The organism is Microcoleus sp. SVA1B4 (genome assembly GCF_036700545.1).
In the GTDB taxonomy this organism is placed as follows: domain Bacteria; phylum Cyanobacteriota; class Cyanobacteriia; order Cyanobacteriales; family Microcoleaceae; genus Microcoleus.
In genome coordinates this window covers 28,737-45,772 of record NZ_JAUBPB010000029.1, presented here as the reverse complement: position 1 = coordinate 45,772, position 17,036 = coordinate 28,737, and the positions used below count along the sequence as shown (strand labels likewise).

General features: G+C 46.0%; 16 protein-coding genes. 3 read left to right on the top strand and 13 right to left on the bottom strand.

Going from position 1 to position 17,036, the window contains the following annotated elements:
• Positions 1-148 precede the first annotated feature (148 nt).
• A complete protein-coding gene (locus tag QT987_RS15335; protein ID WP_333241454.1) occupies positions 149-1,780 on the bottom strand; it encodes a polysaccharide biosynthesis protein in 1,632 nt (543 codons plus the stop codon).
• A gap of 570 nt (positions 1,781-2,350) precedes the next feature.
• Positions 2,351-3,631, bottom strand: coding sequence for a PilT/PilU family type 4a pilus ATPase (locus QT987_RS15330; protein WP_333056086.1), 1,281 nt, complete (start codon positions 3,629-3,631; stop codon positions 2,351-2,353).
• A gap of 279 nt (positions 3,632-3,910) precedes the next feature.
• Here QT987_RS15330 and QT987_RS15325 point away from each other — a divergent pair, with 279 nt between their 5' ends.
• Both QT987_RS15325 and QT987_RS15320 read left to right on the top strand, forming a co-directional pair.
• Positions 3,911-5,080, top strand: coding sequence for a DUF58 domain-containing protein (locus QT987_RS15325; protein WP_333241452.1), 1,170 nt, complete (start codon positions 3,911-3,913; stop codon positions 5,078-5,080).
• A 218-nt stretch (positions 5,081-5,298) separates the two neighbouring features.
• On the top strand, positions 5,299-5,754 hold the full coding sequence (locus QT987_RS15320) for a TerB family tellurite resistance protein (RefSeq protein ID WP_333209493.1): 456 nt from the start codon (positions 5,299-5,301) through the stop codon (positions 5,752-5,754).
• A 27-nt stretch (positions 5,755-5,781) separates the two neighbouring features.
• Here the strand turns inward: QT987_RS15320 and QT987_RS15315 are convergent, their stop codons facing one another.
• The 6 genes from QT987_RS15315 to minC form a co-directional block, all read right to left on the bottom strand.
• Positions 5,782-6,483: a zinc-dependent metalloprotease family protein gene (locus tag QT987_RS15315; protein ID WP_333241450.1), complete on the bottom strand. Its 702-nt coding sequence runs from the start codon at positions 6,481-6,483 to the stop codon at positions 5,782-5,784.
• 160 nt (positions 6,484-6,643) lie between these two features.
• The gene (locus tag QT987_RS15310; protein ID WP_333056081.1) at positions 6,644-7,246 is read right to left on the bottom strand and encodes a TerD family protein; all 603 of its coding nucleotides are present in this window, start codon (positions 7,244-7,246) and stop codon (positions 6,644-6,646) included.
• Positions 7,247-7,258: 12 nt separating this feature from the next.
• Entirely contained in the window at positions 7,259-7,834 is a 576-nt protein-coding gene (locus QT987_RS15305) for a TerD family protein (protein ID WP_333056080.1), read from the bottom strand.
• 614 nt (positions 7,835-8,448) lie between these two features.
• On the bottom strand, positions 8,449-8,820 hold the full coding sequence (minE, locus tag QT987_RS15300) for a cell division topological specificity factor MinE (RefSeq protein WP_333056077.1): 372 nt from the start codon (positions 8,818-8,820) through the stop codon (positions 8,449-8,451).
• A 206-nt stretch (positions 8,821-9,026) separates the two neighbouring features.
• Complete coding sequence (gene minD, locus QT987_RS15295) at positions 9,027-9,833, bottom strand: septum site-determining protein MinD (protein WP_333241448.1); 807 nt, start codon at positions 9,831-9,833, stop codon at positions 9,027-9,029.
• A gap of 318 nt (positions 9,834-10,151) precedes the next feature.
• Positions 10,152-10,952 (bottom strand): septum site-determining protein MinC, encoded by an 801-nt coding sequence (gene minC / locus QT987_RS15290; protein ID WP_333056111.1) that lies wholly within the window; start codon positions 10,950-10,952, stop codon positions 10,152-10,154.
• A gap of 321 nt (positions 10,953-11,273) precedes the next feature.
• On the opposite strand from minC, the gene QT987_RS15285 reads away from it, so the two are divergent.
• Positions 11,274-12,197: an ADP-ribosylglycohydrolase family protein gene (locus QT987_RS15285; protein ID WP_333241446.1), complete on the top strand. Its 924-nt coding sequence runs from the start codon at positions 11,274-11,276 to the stop codon at positions 12,195-12,197.
• Positions 12,198-12,573: 376 nt separating this feature from the next.
• Here the strand turns inward: QT987_RS15285 and QT987_RS15280 are convergent, their stop codons facing one another.
• The 5 genes from QT987_RS15280 to QT987_RS15260 all read right to left on the bottom strand — a co-directional run bounded on the left by QT987_RS15280 (position 12,574) and on the right by QT987_RS15260 (position 16,621).
• The gene (locus QT987_RS15280) at positions 12,574-12,849 is read right to left on the bottom strand and encodes a DUF1816 domain-containing protein (RefSeq protein ID WP_333157253.1); all 276 of its coding nucleotides are present in this window, start codon (positions 12,847-12,849) and stop codon (positions 12,574-12,576) included.
• A gap of 265 nt (positions 12,850-13,114) precedes the next feature.
• Positions 13,115-13,405, bottom strand: coding sequence for a DUF1816 domain-containing protein (locus QT987_RS15275; RefSeq protein ID WP_333241444.1), 291 nt, complete (start codon positions 13,403-13,405; stop codon positions 13,115-13,117).
• 235 nt (positions 13,406-13,640) lie between these two features.
• The gene (locus QT987_RS15270; RefSeq protein WP_333056071.1) at positions 13,641-14,396 is read right to left on the bottom strand and encodes a DUF2993 domain-containing protein; all 756 of its coding nucleotides are present in this window, start codon (positions 14,394-14,396) and stop codon (positions 13,641-13,643) included.
• Positions 14,397-14,523: 127 nt separating this feature from the next.
• Positions 14,524-15,117, bottom strand: coding sequence for a pentapeptide repeat-containing protein (locus tag QT987_RS15265; protein WP_333241443.1), 594 nt, complete (start codon positions 15,115-15,117; stop codon positions 14,524-14,526).
• A gap of 94 nt (positions 15,118-15,211) precedes the next feature.
• Positions 15,212-16,621 (bottom strand): HD domain-containing phosphohydrolase, encoded by a 1,410-nt coding sequence (locus QT987_RS15260; RefSeq protein ID WP_333241441.1) that lies wholly within the window; start codon positions 16,619-16,621, stop codon positions 15,212-15,214.
• Positions 16,622-17,036: the final 415 nt, after the last annotated feature.

The following is a 17,036-nucleotide window of genomic DNA, read 5'->3' as shown; positions in this document are numbered from 1 at the left end:
ATTGAGTTTTTCGACCCCTCCTTCTACAGTCAACAGTCAACAGTCAATAGTCAACAATCATTTCGCTCGTGCAACCGGAATTGATATAACTCATCCCCTGTGGGTGGGAACTCAGGAAGTAATCTCCCAACTCAAAACTATGTTCAAGCTACGCTGCATCGCGGATAGCAACAGGTTCAGATTTTTTGGTGGTGAACTGTGCGGGGGGTGCAAATTCTCTTAGATATCTCGATATCGATCGCAAATATCCCACTTCTGCTTGAATCGAATCCAGGGTAGAAAGACTCTCAACTAAGTCATCAAACTCATCTGCCGTAACTCCAGCATTGTGCAAGACTTCTTGGCTAAGTCGCCCGCAAATTCCTTGCAGGAGGAGTTCGATAATCTCGCTATAGTCAGCGATTTCTGTTCCGTAACCTTGCAATTTCTTGGGATTGATTCCCCACTGCAAAATCTTCAACAAGTCTTCAGGCGCACTCCACGCAAAAGAGGAAGCAATGACTTCTTTTTCCGCTGCGACAAGAGCGTGCTTGATTTGCACTTCGGGGAAATCTGGATCGATGATTAAGCTTTCCAGCTTTGAAACTTGTTTATCTAATACGGGCAAAGAAAAAGGAGCTAATTCTACACTCACCATGTCGCCAGCATCGTTAACACTTCTAAAAGGATCTTCCAAGACATTAATTAGAAGGTGAATATCGGTAGGCTTTTTCCAGTCAAATTGTCCTAGGAAAAACGGTTCTTCATATCCCGGCAAAAGTCCTTGAAAATAAATCGGCAGATTTTTGCCTGATTCAAGAATTTTATAAAGAGCTACTTCCAAGGTTTCTGTCGGCCAACCGAGATTACTTACTGCGACAAACTTCAGTTTGCCGGGAACGGACACAACCAAAGAATTCAGCAATAAATGTACGGCTTCGACCAGATTTTGAGCAGTTACGTAACGGTGGGGAGCGTGAACGTTGACAGTTTTACCTTGTTCTACTTTTTTGGACATTTGCTCGCAGAACAAGCTATTTTCCAACATATGAGTAAAGCGAACCATCCCGTAAGTGACATCTCCTTCTTGAGCTGCTTTGGCAAATTGCCATTCGGCAAACTTCTTCGAGGCGGCGTAAACTTCGGTTGTAAAATATCGAGATGTTTTGCCTGTGGAAGAGAAGATGCAGTGTTCTACGCCGTATTCTTCGCAGAGTTGGATGACGTGTTTACATCCTAACAGGCTGGTTGTAACTGTTTCTCGGATTTTGATTTCAGCTAGTCCGGGTTGACGTTGGGCTGCTAGGTGAAAAACAATTTCTGGTTTTTCTACCTCAAATATGTGTTTGAGCGCGTCGAGGTTGCGAATATCGGCGGCATAGAAAGTTACACGACCTTCTCTGGTAAAAAGCGGGAGATTTTCTTCGGGGTTGTGACATCGGGCGTTGTCTGCGGAAATGATTTTAGTTGCGCCTAATTCGAGGAGTTTTGCGATTAAGAAACGACCGACACATCCTTCTCCACCGGTGATGAGGATGGTTTTTCCTTTGATTTTGCTGCTGCAGGCGGATGCGTATAGGTGAATAGTGCGATCGCGCACGTCGCTAAAAGGTTCGCTTTCTAATTGTCCGTCGGCTTGATAGGCGGAGATTAGCTGTGCGGTGAGAGTTTGTAATGCCGCGAGGATTTCAGGATCTTGGGGTTCCGGGGAACCGGGGCGAACTAGCTGCTGGATGCGATCGATTATTTCCGCTTTGCTGGCACCTTCAAACACTTCTCTTTGGTTAAATGCACTCTTCACTTTTTTTTCTCCTTTAAATTCTAGAAATACCGTTGCTGATAAGCGCGTTGTTAAACAAATTTTCGAGGAACAGAATCTTTAAAATTCTGGTGGGTTTTAGGATTTTTTCGACGACGAAAAGCTAGTTAATGGGAAAGACACGCGATCGGCTCGGCTTGTAGTTTTATTAAGCCCTTTTGTAACCTGCTTACTTCTGCGAGCTGCAAATATCGGCTAAGTCGGAATGTTTTCTGTCGAAAATTTGTCACTACAACTATATACTTAAATTGCTGATTGCTGCCAATACTCTGAACATATCTTTACTATTTCTTTGCAATAACCTGTGAGTTTTCACGTAATTTTAAAGTTTATGTAAAGTAGGGTCTACATTTAAAAAACTTAACAATACACTAGACATTGATTCTAGCACTTTACTATTTAATTAAAATGTATTTTTTGTTACTAAATGAAAGTGAAGTTTAAGTAAAAATACGCACAAAAATCTTAATCAAATATTTCCGTCTGCTCAAAATCTTGTTACTTGAGGGGTGGGGTAGTCCTGCAGTGCCTACCCCTGTATGTGTGCTGCTACTAGGCGCGAACGGTGCGTTCTTTTTTGCTGCCTTCAAAGCCGCGAGCGTCGGCAACATCGTAGCCTCCTGTCCGCAAGCGGCGGTCTAAATCGCTGGCTTCAGGAGAAGTTTTTGCTGCTTCTTCGATCGTCACTCTGCCTTCTAGCACCAGTTTGTAAAGACCTTGGTTGATAATCTGCATTCCTTCGTAAGTATCATGTTCCATCAACCGGAAAGCTTCATCATCAGCACCTTTCATCAAGTAATCGTGCATAGCAGGTGTATTCACCAAAATATCGTGAACTGCTACCCGACGGTTGTCAACTGTTGGCAGCAAAAGTTGGGCAATTACCGCTACTAAAGAATCGCAAATTTGAAGCCGCATCGCCTGTTGTTCTTCAGGTGGGTAGAGGTTCAACAACCGATTAATAGCGTTAATGGCGCTGCGAGTGTGGAGAGTTCCCAATACTAAGTGACCAGTTTGAGCTGCTTGCAAAGCTGTATTGATGGTAACTCTGTCGCGCATTTCCCCGATCAGAATTACATCGGGATCTTCCCGCAAAACTGCGCGCAAAGCCTGCTGAAACTCGTGGGTATGCAAGCCGACTTCCCGCTGGCTGACCAAGCATTTTTTAGAAGGATGAATGAATTCGATCGGGTCTTCAATTGTAACTACGTGCTTTTGCTCCATCTGGTTGAGGTGGTCGATCATCGCAGCTACAGTTGTCGATTTCCCCGAACCGGTAGGGCCTGTAACCAATATTAATCCCTGCGATCGCAAAATGATATTTTTGAGAACTTCTGGCAACCTCAAGGAATCGATAGTAGGTATTTCCAAACTAATCAACCGCAATACTATGGCACCGCCGCTGAGAGAATCAAAACAGTTTAGCCGACACCGCACGAAGCCAGGGTAAAAAATTGCTGAGTCTAATTCCTTGGTAGTTGCAAACTGTTTTCTCTGTTCGGGGGTGAGAATTTCGGCTAGGTAATTTTCAAAAATTTCTGGGGTTACTTTGGGGTGGTTAGTTGCTACTTGCATCACGCCCCGAATCCGAAATCGAGGTAGTTGGCCGACTCGAATGTGAATGTCGGAAGCGCTCGCTGCATGGGCATCTCTGACCATTTGTTCGATCGTACTGACGGGTGTCTCAACAGGCCGCTGCTGCTGGGCTGCGGGGGGCACACTCGGCGCTGGAGGCGGTGCGGGAGTTGCAGCCAAGGGCGGGGGCGGTGGCGGTGTTCGTCGGCGGCCTTGAGCCTCTGGTTGAACGGGTGTAGGATTGTTTAATGGGTTCATTTTTTGGTCTCCAGTCAATCGATTTTAGATTTTAGATTTTAGATTTTAGATTTACTCGACAGATTAATCTGGGAGCTTGAACTAAGCTCTAAAATTGGGGTATGTCCACAAAGCGAGTGTTGGGGCTTGTATCCGTTGTTGGGCGCGGTCAATGTATTAATTGCGAAAAAAGGCCCGATTTCTAATTTTATCGCTCGCAGCTAATTCGGTGTTAAATGCTGAGAATATTTTACAATTAGGCTTGATGGGGCGATCGAGTAATTAACAATTTTAACTCCTATGAACATCGGTCACAAAATTGCCGACTGGCTCGAAAATCGCGCTGTTACACCTGCCTACGCGGGTTGGCTGCTGTCGGGGATGACGGTTTTCTTTTTTGGGTCGGCAACTAATACAATGTCTGGGTGGCTGTACGTGCTCAGCGGTGGGGGTTTGGCGTTGTTGGGAGTAGCGGCGGTTTTGCCTGGAAAATCGCTCCGTTCCTTGGAAGTCCGTCGCCGCCCGATCGAACCAGTGAGTGCGGGCGATCAAATCACCGTTGAACTAGAAATCGAAAATCGCGCCCGCGAACCTAAGACTCTGTTGCAAGTGGTAGACATCTTGCCGTTTGTATTGGGAGAACCAGTTGTCCGCCCGATCGAAGTCATAGAGCCTAACAGTATATACAGGGATACATACTATCTGGAAGTCCGGCAGCGCGGCGTCTATCGTTGGCAAGAGATAAACTTGAGGACGGCGGCACCTTTAGGGTTGTTTTGGTGCAGACGCAGCCGCGCAGTCAAAGCGGTGGCGGTTGTGTATCCAAAGGTTTTGCCGTTGAGCACTTGTCCTTTGATCGATCGCATCGGTCAAGAAGACAGCCCGCAATTTTACAATCGCAGTCGATCGCAAACTGCCACCGAAGGCCTCACCCGCAACCTGAGACCTTACCGCCACGGAGACCCCACCCGCCTGATTCACTGGCGCACCAGCGCCCGCTACGGAGAACTGCGGGTGAGAGAGTTAGAAGTTGCAGCCGGCGGTCAAGAAATTATTATTGCTCTCGACAGCGCTGCGGCGTGGCAGCCAGAAGAATTTGAACGAGCCGTGACAGTAGCTGCGTCTCTTTACTTCTATGCTAGCAAGCGCCTGTTAAACGTCAAACTTTGGACTGCCGGGACTGGACTTGTTTCGGGGAACCGGGTAGTTTTGGAAACTTTAGCGGCGGTTAATGCTGGGGAAGATGCGATCGATAATCGGTCGAAACTGCCGATAATTTGGCTGACTCAAAACTCTGCAAGTTTAAACACTCTTTCCCCTGGCAGTCGCTGGGTACTTTGGTCGAGTGCCACTGCTGAAACAGGCGAAAAAATGTTAGTCAAACATGAGTTACCCGGTTTAGAAATTCGCTCCGATCGACCCTTAGAACTTCAGTTACAAGATCCTCTGGAAAGAGCGATTAGTTATTAAGTAAGATAGTCCACGAAAAAACCTGTGAAAGAGCGATTAGTTATGAAAATTGACTTGATTAATCTAAAATCTCAAGAAACATGATAAACTACAGAAGTATAATCCATAAACTTGAGCGTCTTACAGGAGCCGGCAATTGCTTGGCAAGTTAAGAGCAGGTTAGATTACTCGGACTCCGGTCGCAAACATCATATCTCATTCACCAAATAGGAGAAAAAATGAGTTTCTGGGAGAAATTAAAGCAGAACGTATCGCAAATGAACGATTCTCTGCAAACCAACATTTCCAAGTTTAAAAATAATGAGTTTGCTGAAGCCTCAATGGCCATCTGTGCATTGATTGCTGCTGCTGATGGCACTATCAATACCGAGGAAAGACAAAAAACGGCGGCTCTAATAATTTCCAATGAAACACTCCAAATTTTTCCGGCGTCGGAGTTGAAGCAAAAATTTGATTTTTATTGTGAGAAGCTATCACAAGACTTCGATTTTGGTAAAATTGAGGCTATCCAAGCGATAGGGAAACTTAATAAAAAACTAGACCAAGGTCGTGCAGTCATCCAAATTGGCATTATTATCGGTGGTGCGGATGGTAATTTTGACAAAGATGAAAAGAAGGTTGTCAAAGAAGCTTGCCATGCTGTAGGCATTAATCCAGGGGAATTCGATCTCTAAATTCAGCTATTTTATGGTTCTAGCCCATCAATTATTCAAGGCTTTATATCTGCGAATAGCATTGTTCATGGAGTTTATTTGCTCTGCGTGAAATGAGGGAGGCATTAAACTATGAACAGTATGAAGGAGTCCATTGTGCATGACATCGGTCGGAAGTGCAGAATGATCGAGTCCTAGTGTATGTCCTATTTCATGGGCAATGGTATTTGCAATTAAGTTAGATAGTTGATTGAGACTAAGGCTGGCATTGTAAGAAGCATAGAATACTTGATCGATCCGAATAATCGCCCGATCTGTAACCATTCCCGATTTGAAGCTAGCCACGCCGAGATAGTCAACCGGCTGGCTATCAACGAATATATAAACATGAGTAAAATCTTCGCCCCACTCTTTGCGATCGGGGGGATCGGAGGTCAAAAATACCTTGACGCTTCTAAATGCGCCGTAGAGTTTGGAGAAAGCGTCCATCAGTAAGGAAAAGATCGCTTCTTTATTTTCGGGTGCGACATCCATTCCTGATAAATCTACCCAAATACAACGGCGAAAATCGCTATCATTATCAATTAGAACTCTTCCACAGGAAGGGCAAAACTCCCACTGAGGCTGGGTACGGGAACGACAGCCGTGACAGCGGAGTTTGGGGGTTCTAGTGAGATTTAGCCGTTGAGAGAGGGGGAGTTTTAGCTTGCGATTGTGTTTGGTTAAGTCTAGGCGATCGTACAGCGACATTGACTGAGTGTAGGAATTTTTTCTCGTAACATAACGTATTTTTCATCTCATGTAAATTACGCTGATTACTTCAGGTATTTCAACAAAACAAAGGGTATTCATCGTTGTTGTCCACTTCTGATTCCAGCAAGTAAGGAGCATCTATGTACCGAAGGAGTTGTTAAGCATAGGTTTTCACAAGTTCCTGTAACCCATTAACCTTAACACCGTTACCGATGGCTGCCATTTTCCACTCATTATTATGCTTGTAGATTTCTGCCATCAGCATCCCCGTCATGCCTTTGTATTCAGAACCTGAGAGGTTGTATTTTGCAAGTTCTTGATTATTAGACGTATTAACCAAACGCACAAACGCATTTTGAACTTGTCCGAAGTCTTGCTTGCGTGCAATGCAATCGTAAATGTTAACTGTAAAAACCAGTTTGACAATTTGCGAGGGAATTCGAGATAAATCGACGAGAATTTGCTCGTCATCTCCCTCTCCCGCTCCAGTCAAATTATCACCTAGATGCGTAATAGCTCCTGAACGGTGGGAGAGATTGCCAAAATAAACGATATTGGTCATATCATTCACTTTGTCATTTCCATCTAAACAAATCACTGAGGCATCCAGGTCATAATCGGGAGCACTGCTAAAAGCCCCAAACAAACCTCCACCGGAGCGTTTCGCCACATCCCACCCTAATCCGCACATCAGTTTTGTTAGCCCGGGTGCTTCTTTGGAAAGCGAGATGCGCTGTCCTTTTTGTAGGTTAATTCCCATGTGTTTTACCTTTTAGCTATAGCGATCGAGTAATGCTTGTAAACCACCTTGATAACCTGATCCCACTGCATTGAGACGCCACTCGCCGTCTTTCCGGTAAAGTTCAGCCATGATCAGCGCTGTCTCTATGGAATAATCTTCTACCAGGTCATAGCGAACAGCTTCCTGTTGTGTTTGGGCATTAACGAGCCGCACGAAGGCATTTTGCACCTGACCAAAATTTTGACGGCGTTGCTGTGCTTCATGGATGGTTACAGTTACAAGAATTTTTTGGACATCATTAGGCACTTTTTTGAGGTTGATTTTGATAACTTCATCATCCCCCTCGCCGGCCCCCGTGAGATTATCTCCCAGGTGCTGCACTGATTTGTCTGGATCTGGACTTGTGAGATTGTTATAAAAAATGAAGTGATTGTCAGAAATTAATTTTTCATTAGCACCTAAGAGGAACAATGATGAGTCTAGGTCAAAGTCAGAGCCCGTGTCTGTAGCTTTAACGTCCCATCCCAGTCCTATGAATACTTCTGAGAGACCGGGTGAAATTTTCTCAAGCGATATCCGTTGTCCTTTGCTCAGAGATACTGCCATGATTCAATCTTCCTCTTTATTAGAAGTGGTTATGGAGGGAGGCGCGGACTTGAAAACTTTTTTAAGTTTTTGCTGGAAATAGTTGTAGAATTTTTAATCTTAAATAATAAGAATATTAGCTAACTGTGCAGATGTCAATAGGGATGACAACTCTTAATTATTTTTTGGGTCTGAGTACAAAGTAATCATGCCCTGCCTCCCACAGTTGTGTATTCTCAACTTGGGTTATTGTGCTTGTGTATTTTGAACTCTCGGAACTTGACTCTGTTTTGTGATGCAAGTGACCATTACCAGGCCGTTTCCACAAGGCCCTCCGCTTGGAAGTCTCCTGTGATGCAATACCATCGACTTGTGGCGTCGATGGTGTTGCGACGGATTCCCAACTCTTGAGCGGCTTCGATTTTCTTCATGCCATTTAACTCGATCGCTCGGATGACCTGATGAAGGATGTATAAATGTACAGTTTGGGCCCAAAAGTCGGCGCGATCGCTCTGCAAAACTGGCCACTAATTGTAGTCTATTTTCTAACCGACGAAAGCGGTTGCTATAGTTTAATTTAAATGCCGATCGGCTCGAATCGAACTCTTTGCCTGACAATAAAATCTCAATCCCTATCACTCCGTAGTGTCGGGGAGAATTTCGACTACATACTCCGGTACATATTCGGGTCGATTTTCGGGCCGATTCGGGGGCAAATTCTTGGGCAAATTCTCCGGTGGATGCTCGATCCTGACTCGCCGGATCGGAAGATTTGCAATTAGTGCTGTGGCCCGCTGGTCGCTCTCCAGCGAGAACTCAGACCCAGTGGTATCGATTTCCACGTAGCGAGACACCACCTCTAGAATTTCTCGGCGCATCGACTCAACCATTTCTGGGCTGAGTTCTGAGCGATCGTGGGCTAGAACCAGTTTGAGGCGCCGTTTTACCTCGTCGCGGCTGTTGTCAGGGGTGCGCGGGAAAAGTCGTTCGAGAAGTGTGTGTATCATGGGTCAGGCTGATTTGTCAAGGGTTAGGCATAGAAAACGTTATACGATTTTCGATTTTCGATTGGGGAATCACTCATTCCCTAATGGTTTAAAGTTGACCTACAGTTTCATTCTTTTTGGGAACTGGTGTCACTGGGGGAAAATTTGGGCTAGTTTTTTTGATGAAGTCGCTGCTGTTAAAGATCGATCGCCCATATTGCAGCACATCACATAATTTTAGTATTTAAGAACTTGCGGAGGCGAGTAAAGAAGTTTTCTCGATGGGGATTGAGATCTAGAAATTCAACTTTTTCGCCTTCTAAGCGGCGGGCAATATTGTCGAAGGCAGTTCCAGCTAAAGAGGCAGTTTCCGACAATACTAATGGTTCGCCTCGGTTGGTGGAAACGATGACGCGCTCGTCGTCGGGAACCACGCCTAACAGCGGAATGGCGAGGATTTCCCGCACGTCTTGCACCGACATCATATCATTTGCCAGCACCATTGCGGGTCTGATCCGGTTGACGATCAGGTTGATTTTCTTGACGTTGTTGGCTTCCAGCAGGCCGATGACTCGATCGGCATCGCGGACAGCAGCGATTTCGGGAGTGGTGACAATTATCCCTTCTTGAGCCGGCGCGATCGCATTTTGAAAACCTTGTTCAATTCCAGCAGGAGAGTCGATCAAAATATAGTCGTATTTTGCTCCCAACATCCCCACAAGCTGCTTCATTTGCTGGGCGCTGATGGCATCTTTCATCCGAGTTTGGGCAGCCGGCAACAGCACCAAGCGCGGCTGCCGCTTATCTTTCACCAAAGCTTGCTCTAATCGGCACTCTCCAGCGAGAACTTCTAATGCCGTGTAAACAATCCGATTTTCTAAGCCCAGCAGCAAGTCTAAATTTCTGAGACCGAAATCGGCATCAATTACGGCAACGTTGCGCCCCCGCTTAGCTAAAGCCATGCCGAGATTGGCTGTGGAGGTGGTTTTTCCTACCCCGCCTTTCCCTGATGTAACAACAATAATGCGAGCCATAAGCGATTTTAGATTTATTGGGAATTTGTGATTTGTGATTGGTAATTAGTAATTGGTAATTGGCAATGGGTAATTGGTCTTATTATCGGTTGATGATTAGCAACGATTATTTGGCAATTTGGCAGCAATCTGTTATTCAGTGAATTAACTCAAAACTAAAAACTCTCCTTGTAATACTAATTCTATATGAAGCTGCGCTTAATTTTAAAATCGTCCTTTAGTGGCTGATTTAGCCAAGGGAAAAATTATCAAGTGCAGGCTTAAAGAGAAATAGTATTACAAATTACCCATTACCAATTCCCAATTACCAATTACCGATTACTCATTACCCCCGACTAACTGCGATTTGTCAAAATCAGAGGCTCTACCGATCCGAATCCCTTGGGGCGTCACATAGGCGACTTCCGGGAAAAACTGAGCGGGTGAGGTTTCTGGGCCTCTGGCAACATACTTAGCAATCCTAATCACCATCGGTTCCATCTGCAAGGTCATAATCACGCTTTTGGTGTTGCCACCGGCACCGGCGTGCACGACTCCCCGCAAACGGCCCCAAACTAGGATATCGCCTCCGGCGATGACTGAGCCGCCGGGATTTACGTCTCCCAAAAGTACGACGGTGCCCGGATGGCGAATTTCTACGCCTGATCGCACTGTCATCTGCAAATATAAAGGTTCCGCCAGCGATTGCGGTTTTTCAGCGGCGGCTTTATTCAGGGAAGAAACCGGAGGCTGCTGTTCTACACAATAGCCTGCTGTAGCTGCGGCAACGGCGGTTTGGCGGCGACTGGTGTGGACTCGTTTGAGTTGCAGTTCCACTTCGGAGAGGGCATCGGCGATTTCTTGCAGTTGGCGGATATCTAAAAGTCGATCGTTCCCCATCAATTGTACTTCTGCGTTTGGCTGCCAAAAGCGTTCTCCTGCGTTCAGTCTGACTTTTAGCTGCTGCCAAAGTTCAGTCCAAGTCGAGGCGGAGGCTGTTGCGGGTTCGCTATTGGTTTCTGGGGGGAGTAGCAACAGTAGCTGTCCATCTTCGGTTTTGAGTCTGACTTGCAGCTCCAAGCTGACTTCGGGTGTTGATTGAGGGGCGGCAGCGGCTCCGGCGGTGGCATCGGGTGTCATGGACAGGTCTGAGTTCAGGTAGGGACAGGTTAACATCAATATTAGCTCGATCGGTCTTTTGGCTCAGCTTCGTTTGTGAACAAGATTTTTTTTATTAACCGCAGAGGGCGCAGAGGACACAGAGAAAGAGAATAGAGAGGAGAAGAGAGAAATAGTTTTGACAAGCTATAGCAATCCTCGCATCATTTGTGAATTTCTTACTCCGTCCCCGCGAGTTCGGGGAGAGTTGGGGAGGGGTAAAAAATTCACGACTCCTGCAAGGATTGCTATATGATAATTCAATAATAACGGGCTTACTAATTATTGATTTTTAATTACGTTATGCAACAAATTGAACGTTATCGCGGCAGTCTTCTCGGTTTGGCAGTTGGCGATGCTTTGGGAACAAGTTTAGAGTTCTGTCGCCCCGGAACTTTTACACCTATTAACGATATGATTGGCGGTGGCCCGTTTCGACTGCAACCGGGTGAGTGGACGGATGATACTTCGATGGCGCTTTGTTTGGCCCAAAGTTTGATTGAGAAGCAAGGTTTCGATCCAGTCCATCAGTTAGAAACTTATTTGCGGTGGTCGCGAGACGGACATTTGAGCAGTACGGGCGAGTGTTTTGATATTGGCAATACGGTTCAGCAAGCTCTTTGGAAGTTTGAAGATACAAGAAAACCTTACTGCGGTTTTACCGATGCTCAGACTGCTGGCAACGGTTCGATTATGCGCTTGGCTCCCGTGCCTTTGTTTTATGCTACAAATCCTTTGGAAGTCATAGAAAAATCTGGAGAAAGTTCGAGAACTACTCACGGTGCTGCTACTTGTGTGGATGCTTGCCGTTATTTGGGTGCTTTAATTGCGGGGGCGGTGAATGGAGTTGCTAAAGATGTGTTGCTGTCGGAAAGATATTGTCCTATTTCGGGATATTGGGCCGCAAATCCGCTGGTAGCAGAGATTGATGAGATTGCGGCGGGTTCTTTTAAATTGCGACAACCTCCTGAAATTAAAGGTACTGGTTATGTTGTCAAGTCTTTGGAGGCGGCACTTTGGGCGTTTTACAACAGTTCTTCTTTTGCCGAAGGCTGTTTGTTGGCTGTGAATTTGGGCGACGATGCGGATACAACTGGTGCGGTTTACGGACAGTTGGCGGGGGCTTTTTACGGAGAATCTGGTATACCGGAAAAATGGATCTCGCAATTAGCCGATCGCACTTTAATTGTATCTTTTGGCGATCGGCTTTTCTCTTTATCTAGTTAAAACCGATGTTTTAAATCAAGGGTGACAATTCCCAGGCATAACATAAATAATTGTAGATACTGTCAGGACTTGTTTCATGACAAGATTGTATTACGTATGGAATAAATTCTGTTGTTTTTATAGATAATTCGTTCAGCTCTTGAGCCTCACGCGCATTCCTCCCGTCACTCACCGGAGTACCGTTAGACTGCGGGACTCCTGCTTTTTTAATTGAAAAAACGTGCATTTCTCGGACGCAGATAATACCCTTTCTTAACTATTTCATCGGGACACAGCATTGTTGTGTCCCTACTGTATGCAAGCGCGATCTCATTTGAAAAATACCCTGTTAATAAGTCAACTTTTCTTCGCCCGTAATTTGCACTTTCCCACCTTCTCAAGACTCTTCGCTAGCTCTTAGCTGAGTAGGTTGGCTACCTTGTTTGATGTTGATGCTAATTTTTTTAGATCCTTTGTTTTCCAAGTCCCGGATGTAGTCGTTCGAGTTGTCGGAAGCTTCCTGTCTGCTGTCATAGGGCCCGAAGTAATAGGTACGCTTTGGCGAATCTGTATCAACTTCTACCCACCATTCGTCGCGTCGAGTGCTGCTAGCAGGTTGAGCTAGTAGCCAAAAAGCCGTGAAAAACATACCCAACATAGAGATTTCAAACATATTTACCTCTGGGAATACTTAAGTAGTGTTTACTCTTATCAACTTATCCGGGCAAATAACTCGATCGCCTCATCCTCAGTGCTGATTTGACGCAGGTAATTTTTGAGAGTAAGTGCTGCATCAAATCAGCATTTTGGTGGAGAAGAGTTCTAGGCTGGGTGGCGGTAAGTGACTGCTAGACATACAAAGTCCGCAAGGTAAGGACTAGAAGAAGAGTGTGTTTATATTATTGTTGAGGTTTGAGTTAAGTCAAAACTCAACTTTTTTAAATCTCTACACTTGCTGATAATTCTTCTTCGCAAATGGTAAGATGCGAAGGCTGACAGCGTTTGATGCGGATACTAACCCTTTTAGCTCCCTCGCTTTCCAAGTCTTCGATGTAGCCTGGAATATTGCTGGAAGCTTCTTTGTCGGTGTCGAAGGGGCCAAAATAGTAGGTACAGTGGGGCAAATCGGTGACAATTTCTACCCACCATTTCTCAGACCGGCGGTGGTTCGGCCCGGCCAACACGGACAAGACTGCAACGTAGATACAAAATAAATAAAATCCGAGCATCTTTATTCTTGAGGGTGGTTTAATTTATTATTTAAATCTATCAAAATAATTTGCCAGATCGAATCAACCTCAGTGCTGATTTTGCGTCGATCGACTTTAGATGCGAGATTTTAGATCCTAGATTTTTCTTCCCATCTAAAATCTAAAGCAAAACCCGCCGGTGCGGGTTGTTTGCTAACTAAAAAATGCTCTTTTTCCAAACTAGATGGCTGGGTAAACCTCAGCAGGCTGAGGTTTAGCGCTTGCCTTTGGGGAACTGTTCGATACCCGCCCAACCGTAGAAAACCAGCTCGTCGTTCTGAACTCGGCAGCGGTCTACTCGCAGTTGAGTGCCTTCTAAGGCAAATTTGTCTAAGTCTAGCAAGTTATTTACGTGGGCAATTATAGCTTGGCCCAAGTCTACTGCTTGCTCGTCACCGCCGTAAGTAACGCTGACAAATTGGATTTTGCGTCTGTCTTCTACTTGCAACTGAGCTGTAATATCTATTTTGACCGGTTCGCTGGCCTCGCCTACGGTAATTTCGGACTGAAGCCGAATTGATTTGTCGGTTCCGAAGCTGACTTCAGTGTTTTGAAAGTGCAGAGATTGCTCTTGGTACTTCAGCTTCTGGAGTTTTTCAACTACAAAAGGTGTATTGAATGAGGTGGTTAAATCCGATCGACTTAAGACTACTCGCATATTTGCCTGGGTAGGCTGCCGCAATTTCACTTGACCTGCAAAAATCGCCCCAAAATCAATGGAGAGTGCTTGCAGATAGAGTTCCATCACTTCTATGCGAAGGCCGTTGTACATCAACATACCTTTGCCAACGAAGTCGAAACCGTCGATGCTTCCCTGCAAGAGTTTGGCTACTGGTTCGACTCGGATGTTGGCCTCGGCCTTTTCAGAACGCTTGAATAAGGCTGCGATCGCAGCTCCTGCTACTTTACTAACAAGGCGATCGCCACTTTGACCTTGAAAGGATGTACCGCTAAACAAAGCTGCTACCATTTATTCGTTTGCTCATCTACAGTCGCCATTATAACCTCATATTAAGAAATGTAAAAATAGCTTGTGCTTATTCACATCATAAGCAGATCTTGTTTTTTGTCTGTCTTCAAAACAACATTGTTGAAATTTAAAGGCTCAGGGGGGTGCCTTGGAGACAGGCGCGATCGAGCAAAGCTCCATCCCAAACGGTTTGTTCGATCATGGCGCAAAGCAAATTAGCCCCGGTCAAGTTAGCGCCGCGCAATACGGCTCCATTCAGGATCGCTTCTTCCAAGTCAGCTCCCGATAAATCAGCGCCGGATAAATTGGCATGGCTCAAATCGGCACCAAGCAAAATTGCCCTAGCCAAAGCAGCGCCCCGCAAATCGGCGCCCCGCAAATCGACACCGCTCAAATCCAAATTGCCGATGGATGCCCCCGTCAAAAAAGCACCCCCAAAACTGGCGTCGCGGACTAAAGCGTTAGCGAAGGAAGCTCCCCGCAAATCGGCATTCCGAAAATCTGCCCCTCGCAGGTTGGCGCCGCTCAAGTCAGCGCCGCGGAGGTTGGCTCGCAATACGGCCCGCTGCAAGTTAGCGCCGGCGAGATTAGTTCCACTCAAGTTGGCTTGAGACAAGTTAGCACCGGCGAGATCGGCTCCCGCTAAGTCTTGGCCGGCTAAATCAGTGCCGGCCAACATCAAAATTTTGCCTTTGCGTATGGCTTCGAGGTCATTAGTCATTAGTCAGTTGTCAGTTGTTGGTTGTCAGTTGTTGGTTAACAGTCAACAGTCAACAGTCAACAGTCAACAGTCAACAGTCAACAGTCGAGTTATTTTATAATGCCGGAGCGGCCGAGGTCGTTCGATCGCCCTCCTCCAACCACACGTTAGGCAGTTGGCTTGGGCGAGTTGGTAACTCCATCAAACCAATTTCTGTCATTCTGACGACGTTGCTGAGAGTTTCCAGCAAAGCCGGATCGAAGCGAGTGCCCGACAGTTCGCGGCACTGTTCCAAAGCTTCGCTCAAACTCAAAGCCGGACGATCGCCACGTGGTTGAGTCAGTTCTTGAAAATAAGCGACTAACCCCAAAATCCGCGAAGTCATCGGTATCGCTTCGGCTCGCAAACCCTCTGGCCTGCCGCTGCCGTCCCAATATTCGAGTTTATGCTTGACAATTTCCGCTACAGGTGCTAGTTCCGGCATTGCTTGCAGCAGTTGGGAACCAATGAAACTGCGATCGCGCCAAAACGAGAAAGTTGCTTCGTCAAAAGCATCGGGAGTGCGATCGAACACCTCATTTGGGGCCGAAATTAAGCCGACTCGAAATAGCAATCCAGCCAGCCGCAGCCTCCGCAACTGCAAAGCCGGCAAATCCAGCAGTTGACCCAAAGTTTCCGACAAAGCCGCCACCTGCAATGACGCTGTAGGATTGGAGGTATCGCGTTCGTCCACGCGCTGGGCCATCCGCAGAAAAGCTTGAAGTTTGTTAGCGTTCAAATTGCGGCTGACGCGCAAAGCTTGACCTTCCAATTCCCACAACTCGCGGGTTTGGCGGTTAATTGCTACCATTTGCTGCTGAGAACTTTGCAGGTAAGTGACTATCCGCGATACCACGCCACTAATGTCGGCCAAGGGCGGGCCTTTGGTTGCCAGGATTTCGTGGTACATTTCCAGCAAACTCTCGGCCAAGGGAGAGTTGTAATATCGCGTCTGTTCTATAAAAATTTCAGCAGCAGCCGACACCAAAGACTGGTCAAACGACCACAAACCGTAGAACTTGCGTTCTGTATCTACTTCGGGCTTGCCTTCTGGCAAGTATTCTTGGTCTGAAAGTTCGCGACAAAGCACCATTGCTTTGTATGTCGGGGCGAGGATGATTAAATTCCATTCTTGAATTATGGGATCGCTCTCATCAAGATTTATTAAAGATACATTTTCTAATTGCCCGGTTTTGTGGGTAGCGAAACCGCTGTCGGCTACTGCACCGATGACAACGCGCCTAGAGGCATTAGCAATATCTAGGTAGCGATCGGCTTCCTGTAAATACCATTTACCCTGCTGAAACGTTACCAAAACTAAGGGTTGGAGTTCACTCTTGTCCCCGCCACTGGTTTGCAAAATGTGGTCTTCTAGGGCGTGACATAGGGCTACTAGGGTGTTTTTGAAGTATACCCCGTAGCTAGAAGGCAGTTTTCCGTCGGGAAGTGTAGCTTGTAGTCTAGCGAGAGTTGATTCTGAATTCATTGCAAATGGCGGTGCCGGCTCTTAACTTAATTGTAGCGGGCGATCGAACTTCTCGAAAAGACTTTTGGCAAAAATCCGAGTTTTTGAGTTTTTACCGCTTCGCAACCGAGTCAATCGATTTTAGATTTTAGATTTTAGATTTTAGATTTTAGAATTGACCCACGGATAAGTTCGGGGGTTCCTTTATCGGATACAGGTTTTTTATTTCTCCGTCCTGAGTCTGCGAAGGAATGAATCCGGCGGCTTGTATCCTGGATGCTTTCGGTCAATGTAGAGTGCGCCGAAGACTACCTGATTAATTTTAGCAATTTTCTGGAAACCCTCTGTCTTTGGCTGAGTTTTTTTCAGACGAGAAACCTCCCAAGAGGAAGACGCTAACTCAATTAGGTATTAACTACTATTTGAAAACAATATT

Bases quoted from the DNA above. Each gene is read 5' to 3' on its own strand.
- QT987_RS15270 (WP_333056071.1), bottom strand. From the start codon at position 14,396: ATGGTAGCAGCTTTGTTTAGCGGTACATCCTTTCAAGGTCAAAGTGGC.
- QT987_RS15310 (WP_333056081.1), bottom strand. From the start codon at position 7,246: ATGGGAATTAACCTACAAAAAGGACAGCGCATCTCGCTTTCCAAAGAA.
- QT987_RS15320 (WP_333209493.1), top strand. From the start codon at position 5,299: ATGAGTTTCTGGGAGAAATTAAAGCAGAACGTATCGCAAATGAACGAT.
- QT987_RS15285 (WP_333241446.1), top strand. From the start codon at position 11,274: ATGCAACAAATTGAACGTTATCGCGGCAGTCTTCTCGGTTTGGCAGTT.
- QT987_RS15305 (WP_333056080.1), bottom strand. From the start codon at position 7,834: ATGGCAGTATCTCTGAGCAAAGGACAACGGATATCGCTTGAGAAAATT.
- minE (WP_333056077.1), bottom strand. From the start codon at position 8,820: ATGATACACACACTTCTCGAACGACTTTTCCCGCGCACCCCTGACAAC.
- minD (WP_333241448.1), bottom strand. From the start codon at position 9,833: ATGGCTCGCATTATTGTTGTTACATCAGGGAAAGGCGGGGTAGGAAAA.
- QT987_RS15315 (WP_333241450.1), bottom strand. From the start codon at position 6,483: ATGTCGCTGTACGATCGCCTAGACTTAACCAAACACAATCGCAAGCTA.
- QT987_RS15260 (WP_333241441.1), bottom strand. From the start codon at position 16,621: ATGAATTCAGAATCAACTCTCGCTAGACTACAAGCTACACTTCCCGAC.
- QT987_RS15265 (WP_333241443.1), bottom strand. From the start codon at position 15,117: ATGACTAATGACCTCGAAGCCATACGCAAAGGCAAAATTTTGATGTTG.
- QT987_RS15330 (WP_333056086.1), bottom strand. From the start codon at position 3,631: ATGAACCCATTAAACAATCCTACACCCGTTCAACCAGAGGCTCAAGGC.
- QT987_RS15325 (WP_333241452.1), top strand. From the start codon at position 3,911: ATGAACATCGGTCACAAAATTGCCGACTGGCTCGAAAATCGCGCTGTT.
- minC (WP_333056111.1), bottom strand. From the start codon at position 10,952: ATGACACCCGATGCCACCGCCGGAGCCGCTGCCGCCCCTCAATCAACA.
- QT987_RS15275 (WP_333241444.1), bottom strand. From the start codon at position 13,405: ATGCTCGGATTTTATTTATTTTGTATCTACGTTGCAGTCTTGTCCGTG.
- QT987_RS15280 (WP_333157253.1), bottom strand. From the start codon at position 12,849: ATGTTTGAAATCTCTATGTTGGGTATGTTTTTCACGGCTTTTTGGCTA.